The sequence below is a fragment of the Hymenobacter agri genome, from assembly GCF_054778495.1.
The window spans coordinates 1-2,046 of record NZ_BAAGZM010000692.1 but is presented as its reverse complement, the minus strand read 5'-3'; the positions used below and the strand labels follow the sequence as shown (position 1 = coordinate 2,046).

Sequence of the window (2,046 nt, the reverse complement as noted above, 5' to 3'; positions counted from 1 at the left end):
ACTGGCGGCGCGGGCGGCCCGCCAAGCCAGCAAGGCCGCCGGCCCGCGCGGGCGGAATTGGGCATAACGGCACCAAGCTATTCCCCAAACAAAAGCAGAAGAGCCTGCACCAAAATGGCGCAGGCTCTTCTGCTTTTGTTTTGTCGGGCCAGCGTGGGTAGACGCTTTTCGCTGCGAAGGGCCTCCGTATTCGGGGCCGGCTTTCGCAATGCGGCCGGTAGATGGACAAAACAGTACCTGGGCTGGGAATTGCAACCCCTTGCACCAGCGTGGAAAGGAAGGATAAATGGATTTTCGGGCAGAAAAAAGGGAAAATAAAGAAGCAGGCAGCAATGTGGCTCCTGCCAAAACAGGAGGGAAATGGAACACCGGCCTGCTTCGTCAGTCCGCTTGTGTATCAGTGAAATCTAATTGATGGAAATAAATTAACCGATTGAATATGAGAATACTTTTGACAAAACTACGGCTCGGTGGCACCTCAAAAAAGGAAAAAACACGTGTTTTAAGGACACGGACAGTGCGTCACTGAGCCAGGCCTGCGGCCGTCCGAAATGCCGTCAATTGGGCAATAATGCTGTTATTTGGCGTTTACCGCTGAACGAAAATCCCGGATTTCGGGACATTCAACCCTTAATCACGCGCATGCTACGGCCAGCTGTTACGGCGGCTGGTGCAAGCGTTTTATTCCCCAACTGCTGATTTTGCCGCATGGACGAGCTTGCGACCCTGGCCCGAATTATTGACCTGCGGCGGCAGTCCACGCTTCCCCTCATCGACCTGAACCAAATGGTTGACGGCCGGGAAAGCCAGCTGGTGAGCCTGCTGCTGAACAGCCCGGCCCGCACGCAGCTGCAGGTAGCCAAAGCCCTGTACGGCCAAGCTACCGACGCCAACGTGGTGGCCCTGAAGCGTTTGAAAAGCCGGGTGCAGAGCAAGCTGCTCAACCACCTGTACTTTCTCGATTACGACGACCCGCTCGGCGCGGTGTGGCGCCGCCACCAGATGGCCTGCCTCGACCTGCTGCACAAGGGCACCGCCCTGGCTGCCGAAGGCGATTTCCTGCTGAGCATCCGCCTGCTGCGCCGTTGCCTGGCCGAGGCGCAGGCCGGCGACTTTACCACCTACGCCGTGCAGAGTGCCCGCCAGCTGGCCACCCTCTACGCGCAGCTCAACAAGGCGGCCGAGTACCGGCAAATGGACCAGGTACTGCAGCAAAGCCTGCGCGTGCTGCAGCTCGAAGACGAAGCCGAGCGCATCTTCAACGACATGTTTTTGCTGCTGTCGGGTCCGATAAAAGACCGCCGCGCCCTGCTGCCGCAGCTGCCCGAGCGGATTGAGCAGCTGGAGGCGCTGCACCAGCAGGCCGACACATTCAACACGTTTTCGTTTGTGTACCGGCTGCGACTGGCATTGGAAGAGCTAACTGGCAACTACGCCGAAATCATCCGACTGACAGCCGCCGCGACCCAACAGTTCGCCCAGGGCAAGCTCAACGCCCGACGCTTCGACCAGCGCTACAACGCCTTTGCGTGCGTGATGGCGTACCTGCGCAGCGGGCAGGTGGCGCTGGGGTTGGTCGCCGCGCAGGAAGGTATTGGGCTGTTTGCGCCCACGTCGAGCAACTGGTTTTTCTTTCAGGAGCAGCACCTGCTGCTGGCGTTGCACGATAAAAAGTACGCCTACGCCCAGCAGTTGCTGCAAACCGTGCTGGCCAACCCCGCCATGGTGAAGCTGCGCACCACGGCCCTCGAGCGCTGGGATTTGTACCGCGGCTACGTCGATTTTGTGGCTCCGCCCGCCCCACCGGCCGTCCTCACCCCGCCGGCCCAGTGGGCCCTGATGCTGCCCGAATACAGCCGCGACAAAAGCGGGCAGAATATTGCGATTCTGGTGCTGCAGCTGCTCTACTACCTCCGTCAGCACAAGCTCGATGAGGCCCTGGTGCGCCTCGAACGCCTGCGCAAATACCAGCAGCGGCACCTGCCCGACGCCAGTGCCCAGCGCACCCGCCTGCTGCTGCGCCTGCTGCGTGGCCTGGCCGATGCG

The 2,046-nt window shown here is 60.5% G+C and carries 2 protein-coding genes; one reads left to right on the top strand and one right to left on the bottom strand.

What is annotated here, in order from left to right; translation table 11 throughout:
- A partial coding sequence (locus ACYVDE_RS21120) for a hypothetical protein (protein WP_460503511.1) occupies positions 1–333 on the bottom strand: 333 nt, incomplete at its 3' end.
- Between the two features lie 375 nt (positions 334–708).
- On the opposite strand from ACYVDE_RS21120, the gene ACYVDE_RS21115 reads away from it, so the two are divergent.
- Positions 709–2,046 (top strand): hypothetical protein (locus ACYVDE_RS21115; RefSeq protein ID WP_460503510.1); only part of this gene is annotated, 1,338 nt, incomplete at its 3' end.